This is a genomic window from Brevundimonas diminuta ATCC 11568 (assembly GCF_000204035.1).
Lineage (GTDB): Bacteria > Pseudomonadota > Alphaproteobacteria > Caulobacterales > Caulobacteraceae > Brevundimonas > Brevundimonas diminuta.
On record NZ_GL883086.1, the window covers coordinates 1,724,581 to 1,730,640 of the forward strand.

8 protein-coding genes are annotated in these 6,060 nt (G+C 68.8%); 1 reads left to right on the top strand and 7 read right to left on the bottom strand.

Annotated features, from left to right (window positions below; translation table 11 throughout):
- Positions 1 to 211: hypothetical protein (locus BDIM_RS18320; protein WP_040346067.1), on the bottom strand; the 211-nt coding region annotated here is incomplete at its 3' end.
- Positions 212 to 531: 320 nt separating this feature from the next.
- On the opposite strand from BDIM_RS18320, the gene BDIM_RS12190 reads away from it, so the two are divergent.
- On the top strand, positions 532 to 1,092 hold the full coding sequence (locus BDIM_RS12190; protein WP_081461950.1) for an OmpA family protein: 561 nt from the start codon (positions 532 to 534) through the stop codon (positions 1,090 to 1,092).
- A gap of 102 nt (positions 1,093 to 1,194) precedes the next feature.
- On the opposite strand, the gene BDIM_RS12195 is transcribed toward BDIM_RS12190, so the two are convergent.
- From BDIM_RS12195 to cobO, 6 genes are all read right to left on the bottom strand, one after another.
- Positions 1,195 to 1,680, bottom strand: coding sequence for a DUF411 domain-containing protein (locus BDIM_RS12195; RefSeq protein WP_003165895.1), 486 nt, complete (start codon positions 1,678 to 1,680; stop codon positions 1,195 to 1,197).
- Between the two features lie 2 nt (positions 1,681 to 1,682).
- On the bottom strand, positions 1,683 to 1,880 hold the full coding sequence (locus tag BDIM_RS12200) for a heavy-metal-associated domain-containing protein (protein ID WP_003165896.1): 198 nt from the start codon (positions 1,878 to 1,880) through the stop codon (positions 1,683 to 1,685).
- A 60-nt stretch (positions 1,881 to 1,940) separates the two neighbouring features.
- Positions 1,941 to 2,360: a Cu(I)-responsive transcriptional regulator gene (gene cueR, locus BDIM_RS12205; RefSeq protein ID WP_003165897.1), complete on the bottom strand. Its 420-nt coding sequence runs from the start codon at positions 2,358 to 2,360 to the stop codon at positions 1,941 to 1,943.
- On the bottom strand, positions 2,360 to 4,855 hold the full coding sequence (locus BDIM_RS12210) for a heavy metal translocating P-type ATPase (RefSeq protein WP_040346075.1): 2,496 nt from the start codon (positions 4,853 to 4,855) through the stop codon (positions 2,360 to 2,362). The genes cueR and BDIM_RS12210 overlap by 1 nt, the downstream gene beginning before the upstream one ends.
- Before the next feature lie 73 nt (positions 4,856 to 4,928).
- A complete protein-coding gene (locus BDIM_RS12215) occupies positions 4,929 to 5,306 on the bottom strand; it encodes a DUF1636 domain-containing protein (RefSeq protein WP_003165899.1) in 378 nt (125 codons plus the stop codon).
- A complete protein-coding gene (cobO, locus tag BDIM_RS12220; RefSeq protein WP_003165900.1) occupies positions 5,306 to 5,923 on the bottom strand; it encodes a cob(I)yrinic acid a,c-diamide adenosyltransferase in 618 nt (205 codons plus the stop codon). The genes BDIM_RS12215 and cobO overlap by 1 nt, the downstream gene beginning before the upstream one ends.
- Between the last annotated feature and the right edge of the window lie 137 nt (positions 5,924 to 6,060).

Consider the following 6,060-nt stretch of genomic DNA (forward strand, 5'->3'; position numbering starts at 1 on the left):
CAGGCGCGTCGCCCGGCGCGGGTTCTGAAGGCGGCGGCGGAGGCGGAGGCGGCGGCTCGACCAGCATCACCTCGACTACCGGCGGAACCGGAGCCAGCGGCGGCCGTTCAACCGGCGCAGCAATGATCAGCGCCAGGATCAAACCGTGCGCGATCAGGCTGCCTAGGATCGGGCCGACCTTGTTCCGACGGCGACGAGGCCCCGCCTTCACCTAAAGGCTCCCCAAGCCTTGCCGTCATGGGCCTTATAGTTCTCAGCGGCCGCAAACACCAAAGCTTTCAATAGATTCTCCTCGCCCTTTGATATTCAACAATGACCATCCCAGCACGTCAGGAAAATGGCGCCAACAAGCCTGACCATAAATCGGCGCAGAACAGCAAAAACGTCGATTGTTGAAATTTTTTTACAGTCAAGCTGAACCTTTTCACTTCTTCGCGCGTCTTTGCTCCGCCGTTTTGCAACCGACACCGGTGCGGCGCGTAACATCCCCCGGAGTTGGGCCGGGCACGAAGGAGAGTGAATTTGATCAAATTGGCATCTAGGACCGCTGTCATCGGCGCCGTCGCCGTTCTCGGCATCGCCGTCAGCGGCTGCGCCAGCCACCGGTTCGTCCGCGACAACGTTCAAGTCGTGAATGAGCGTGTCGACGGCGTCGACGCTCACGTCACCCGGGTTGAAGGCACGGCGGGCGAAGCGCTGGCCCGCGCCAACGCCGCGCATAAACTGGCCCAAGGCAAGTTCCTGTACGAGGTCGTGCTGTCGGACGACTCGGTGAAATTCCCGGTCAACCACACCGAGCTGTCGCCGGAAGCCGAGCAACGCCTGGCCGAACTGGTCCAGCGCCTGCGCGCCGAGAACGCCAACGTCTATCTGGAAATCCAGGGCCACACCGACTCGACCGGCAACGACCAGATCAACGAGCGTCTGGGCCAGGAGCGCGCTGAAGCTGTGCGTCGTTTCCTGAGCGATCAGGGCATCGCCCTGAACCGCATGGCGACCATCTCCTACGGCGCCTCCAAGCCGGTGGCTCCCAACAACACCCGTGAAGGCCGCGCCCAGAACCGCCGCGTCGCCATCATGGTGCTGGCCTAACGGCCGAAGGCTTTCGTTCCGGCCTCATGCCCCGGCCGGAACGAAAAACGGCGGCGTCCCGCAGGGGGCGCCGCCGTCGTCGTCTTCAGCTCAGAACCGTCGTCAGGCCGGGTCAGCGCCCACGAAGGTCATGAAGCGCGCCGGCGCGCCCTCGCCGAAGGTCATGACGTCATAACGGTCCGGCGCATAGCCGGGCGCTTCCATGCCGGGCGAGCCGGTCGGCATGCCGCCCACGCCGATGCCGCGCGCCTGGCCGGGCTTTTTCAGGAAGGCCTTCACGCCCGCCGCCGGGACGTGGCCCTCGATCACCTTGCCGTCGATCACGGCCGTATGGCAGCTCCACAGCGACTGCGGGACGCCCAGCCGCTGCTTGACCGGCGCCAGGTCGTCGGTCGCGACCACATTCACCTCTATGCCCGAGCGCCGGATGTGATCGACCCAGCCGCCGCAGCAGCCGCAGGAATCGCTCTTGTAGACGGTCATCTCGGCCGCCTCGGCGGGCCGGGCGAAGCCCTCGGCCAGGACCATGCCGCCGCCGACGGCCAGCGCCCCGACAGCGATCGCCGCCAGCTTAACAGGCATCTTCATCTTCAGTTCTCCTGAACGGGATAGCCGGCCGCCGCCAGGGCGTCGGCCAGGGATTGCGGGGACGCCGTCGTCTCGACCTCGACCCGGCGCGCCGGAATATCGGCCGTGATCTTGGCCGCCGGATCGACGGACAGGACGGCCTTCTCGACCGAAGCGACGCAACCGCCGCAGCGGATTTTCGGGATGTTGAGCGAGATCATGACGATGCTCCTTTTCTGGATACGCGACGGTTCATTGGACCCCTTGCCGCCATGGGAAGGTCAAGCGGTCGCACCGGCCGCGTCCTGCGACGTATCGCCCGCCAGGTCGGACAGGATCGGGCAGTCCGGCCGTTCGTCCCCGGCGCAGCAATTGGCCAGATGACGCAGGGTGTCGGCCATCTCGCGCATCTCGAGGATGCGCGCGTCCAGGTCGACCAGGTGTTTCTGCGCCATCGCCTTGACCTCGCGGCTGGGCCGCGAGTTATCGCGCCATAGCGACAGCAGGCGGCTGATCTCCTCGATCGAGAAGCCCAGCCCACGCGCCCGTCGGATGAAGCGCAGGTCGTTCAGGTCGCGCTCGCTGAAATCACGATAGTTGCCGTCGGTCCGATCCGCCGGGCGGATCAGCCCTTGCGCCTCATAGTAGCGGATCATCTTGGCCGTGACCCCGGTCGCCTGTGCAGCCTTGCCGATGTTCATCACGCGGCTCCCTTCACGCTGTTCGAACCGATATGGGGCTTGAAGGCTCGCAGGCGCAGGGCGTTCAGCACCACGCTGACGCTGGACAGGGCCATGGCCCCCGCCGCCAGCATGGGCGACAGCATCAGGCCGAAGACCGGATAGAGCACCCCCGCCGCCACCGGGATCAGCAGCACGTTGTAGCCGAAGGCCCAGGCCAGGTTCTGGCGGATGTTGTTCATCGTCGCCCGCGACAGGCCGATGGCGCTGACCGCGCCGCGCAGGTCGCCGCCCGTCAGGACCACGTCCGCGCTCTCGATCGCCACGTCCGAACCGCCGCCGACCGCCAGACCCACGTCCGCCGCCGCCAGGGCCGGGGCGTCGTTCACCCCGTCGCCGACGAAGGCGACCTTGCGCCCGCCCGCCTTCAGCGCCTCGATCACCGCCACCTTGCCGTCCGGCATGACCTCGGCGTGGACTTCGTCGATGCCCAGACGACGCGCGACGGCGGCGGCGGTGCGGCGGTTGTCGCCGCTGATGACCGCCACCTTCAGCCCCAGCTCGTGCAGGGCGGCGATGGCCTCGGCCGTCGTCGCCTTGACCGGATCGGCCACGGCGATGATGGCGGCCAGTCGACCGTCCACGGCGGCGTAGAGCGGCGTCTTGCCCTCGTCGCCCAGACGGGCCGCCGCCTCGGCGAACACAGCCACGTCGCAGCCCAACTCGGCCATGTAGCGGTCGGCGCCGACGGCGACGCGCGCGCCCTCGACCAGACCCGTCACCCCCTTGCCGGGGATGGAGGCGAAGTCCAGCGGCCGGGCCACCGTCACGCCGCGCGCCTCGGCGGCGGCGACCAGGGCGCGGGCCACCGGATGCTCGGAGCGGATCTCCAGCGCCGCCACCTGGGCCAGCACCGTCGTCTCGTCAAAGCCCTCGGCCGTGACCAGATCGGTCAGCGTCGGCTTGCCTTCGGTCAGGGTGCCGGTCTTGTCGAAGGCGACGACGTCCACGCCCTGCAGGGCCTGAAGCGCCTCGCCCTTGCGGAACAGCACGCCCAGTTCGGCCGCACGGCCCACGCCCACCATGATGGAGGTCGGCGTCGCCAGACCCATGGCGCACGGGCAGGCGATGATCAGCACGGCCACGGTCGCGACCAGGGCCATCCCCAGCGCCGGGTCCGGCCCGAACAGGAACCACACGGCGAAGGTCAGGGCCGCGATGCCCATGACCGCGGGCACGAACCAGCCCGTCACCTTGTCCACCAGCGCCTGGATCGGCAGCTTGGCTCCTTGAGCGGCCTCGACCATCTTGACGATCTGGGCCAGCACGGTCTGCGAGCCGACCTGACGCGCCTCGAAGCGGAAGGCGCCCGTGGTGTTCAGCGTGCCGCCCGTGACGTCGGCGCCGGCGGTCTTCTCGACCGGGATCGGCTCGCCCGTCAGCATGGATTCATCGACGAAGGAGGCGCCGTCCGTGACCACGCCGTCGACGGGCACCCGCTCGCCGGGGCGCACCACGACCACGTCGCCGACCTTGACCGCATCGACGGCCACGTCCTGCTCGACGCCGTCGCGCACCACGCGCGCGGTCTTGGCTTGCAGCGACATCAGGCGACGGATCGCCTGGCCGGTGCGGCCCTTGGCCCGCGCCTCGATCCAGCGCCCGACCAGGATCAGGGTGACGATCACCGCCGCCGCCTCGAAATAGATGTTGGCCGTGCCCTCCGGCAGCCACTGCGGCGCAAAGGTCGCCACGGTCGAGAAGGCCCAGGCCGCCGTCGCCCCCAGCACGACGAGGGAGTTCATGTCCGGCGCCCAGCGCAGCAGGGCGGGCACGCCCTTGCGATAGAAGATGATCCCCGGCGCGAACAGCACGAAGGTCGCCAGCACGAAGCTGATCACCTTCCAGTTGAAGGCGCCGATGGTCTCACTGACCCAGTGATGCATCCCCGGCACGAAGTGCGAGCCCATCTCCAGCACGAACAGCGGCAGGGTCGCCGCGCCCGCGATCAGCACCGCGCGGCCCAGCTTCTTGATCTCGGCGTCGCGGGCGGCCTGTTCGCGGTCGCTGGCGTCCGGCCCGGCGTCCTCGGGCGCCTCCAGCACATAGCCGGCCTGTTCGACGGCGGCGGCCAGATCCTGGAAGGTCGTCGCTCCCGACAGGAAGCGCACCGTCGCCCGCTCGGTCGCCAGATTGACGCTGGCCGACAACACGCCCGGCACGGCGGCCAGCGCCTTTTCGACGCGGCCGACGCAGGAGGCGCAGGTCATCTCCCGCACGGGATAGACGACCTCCTCCTCCATCGGCTCATAGCCGGCGCTCTTGATGGCGGCCGCGACGGCGGCGGCGGAACCCTCGCTCGACAAGGCGACGTGAGCGCGCTCGGCGGCCAGGTTGACCTGGGCCTCCGTCACGCCCGGCACGGCGCGGATGGCCTTTTCGACGCGCCCCACGCAGCTGGCGCAGGTCATGCCCAGCACGGGCAGATCCAGTGTTCTCAAGCCTTCGGCGGCCATGACGTCGTCCTCGTAAACCTTTGACGACGACACCTGTAAACCTTCCCATCAAGGGAAGGTCAAGCGCGCTAAATCAGGCGTCCTGGGGCAGGCGGGCGATGAAGCGGCCCTTCATCCCCTCGGGCCAGTCGCGATAGGGCACGGCGCCGTCCGGGCTGGCGACGTAGCGGCGGGCGAAGTCGACGATGGCCTCGGCGGCCTCGGCGGTCGGGGCGAAGGTTCCAGCCAGGTAGCCGGGCTTGCCGCCCTGGGCCAGATAGACGGTGCAATGGCTGCGGCAGGCCCACAGGCAGGCCTGCTCCTCGACCCGCAGTTCGGGCGCGCCCCGCGCCGCCGTCGCCACGGCCTGAAGCAGCAGCCGCCCGCCTGAGACGCCGTCCGCGTCCACGGGCTCGTTCGTCGACAGACGGCAGGTGCTGCAGACGACCAGTCGCGCCGTCGCCTCCGTCATCAAAACTCCACCCCGGCCTGGGCCTTCACCCCGCTGCGGAACGGGTGCTTGACCATCTGCATGTCGGTGACGAGATCGGCCGCCGCGATCAGGGCGTCCGGGGCGTTGCGGCCGGTGATGACGACGTGGGTGTCGGCCGGGCGCGCGGCCAGAACCTCCAGCACCTCCTCGACCGGCAGGTAGTCGTAGCGCAAGGCGATGTTCAGCTCGTCGCAGACGACCATCTTCCATTCCGGGTCCATGATGCGGGCCTTGGCGGCCTCCCAGGCGCGGCGGACGTTGGCGATGTCGGCGGCGCGGTCCTGGGTGTCCCAGGTGAAGCCCTCGCCCATCGGCCGCATCTCGACCAGGTCGGGAAAGCTGTCGAACAGGGTCTGCTCGCCCGTCTCCATCGCCCCCTTGATGAACTGGATGATGGAGGTCTTCATCCCGTGGCCGATCATGCGGCAGACCATGCCCATGGCCGCCGTCGACTTGCCCTTGCCCGTCCCGGTGTGGACGATGACCAGGCCGCGCTCGACCGTCTTGGACTGCATCATCCGGGCGCGGGCGGCCTGGATGCGCTTCATCTTTTCGGCGTGGCGGGCGTTCAGTTCGGCGTCGTTGGGGTCGCTCATCGGCGGCCGTCTCCTTCGGCGGTCAGGTCCAGTTCAAAGGGCGCGCCCCAGTCGGTCTCGGCGCCCCGGCCGATGGCTTCGACGGCGCGGACCATGGCGCCGCCGCGGTCCAGCAGGCAGTCGGCGTGGGCGACGAT

What these genes read in the sequence shown, in the direction of transcription:
- BDIM_RS12195 (WP_003165895.1), bottom strand. Translation starts at nt 1,680, where the DNA reads ATGAAGATGCCTGTTAAGCTGGCGGCGATCGCTGTCGGGGCGCTGGCC.
- BDIM_RS12200 (WP_003165896.1), bottom strand. Translation starts at nt 1,880, where the DNA reads ATGATCTCGCTCAACATCCCGAAAATCCGCTGCGGCGGTTGCGTCGCT.
- cueR (WP_003165897.1), bottom strand. Translation starts at nt 2,360, where the DNA reads ATGAACATCGGCAAGGCTGCACAGGCGACCGGGGTCACGGCCAAGATG.
- BDIM_RS12210 (WP_040346075.1), bottom strand. Translation starts at nt 4,855, where the DNA reads ATGGCCGCCGAAGGCTTGAGAACACTGGATCTGCCCGTGCTGGGCATG.
- BDIM_RS12215 (WP_003165899.1), bottom strand. Translation starts at nt 5,306, where the DNA reads ATGACGGAGGCGACGGCGCGACTGGTCGTCTGCAGCACCTGCCGTCTG.
- cobO (WP_003165900.1), bottom strand. Translation starts at nt 5,923, where the DNA reads ATGAGCGACCCCAACGACGCCGAACTGAACGCCCGCCACGCCGAAAAG.